This is a genomic window from Micromonospora sp. DT227 (assembly GCF_049841835.1).
Classification (GTDB): Bacteria; Actinomycetota; Actinomycetes; order Mycobacteriales; family Micromonosporaceae; genus Micromonospora.
The window spans coordinates 1-251 of record NZ_JBNCLA010000096.1 but is presented as its reverse complement, the minus strand read 5'-3'; the positions used below and the strand labels follow the sequence as shown (position 1 = coordinate 251).

Annotated in this window: 1 protein-coding gene; it reads right to left on the bottom strand. The window is 67.3% G+C overall.

Annotated features, from left to right (window positions below):
• The coding region (locus ACLQ2W_RS34050) for a beta-ketoacyl synthase N-terminal-like domain-containing protein (protein WP_425792026.1) at positions 1–251 on the bottom strand (251 nt) is incomplete at both ends.

Below are 251 nucleotides of genomic sequence, written 5' to 3'. Positions count from 1 at the left end.
GTATCCACCGACACCGCCGGACCCTCCAGACCCAGCGCGTACGCCACCCGCCCCGACATCACACTCGCCGCATTCCCCGTCAGCAAATGCCCCTCACTACCGGTCTGCGCACCACCAACCACCGAGACGTAGTCCTGCCCAGTGGTACCCACATACACGCCCGTGTCCGAGCCGCGCAGCCCCGACGGGTCGATCCCCGCCCGCTCCAACGCCTCCCAGGAAACCTCCAACAACAACCGCTGCTGCGGATC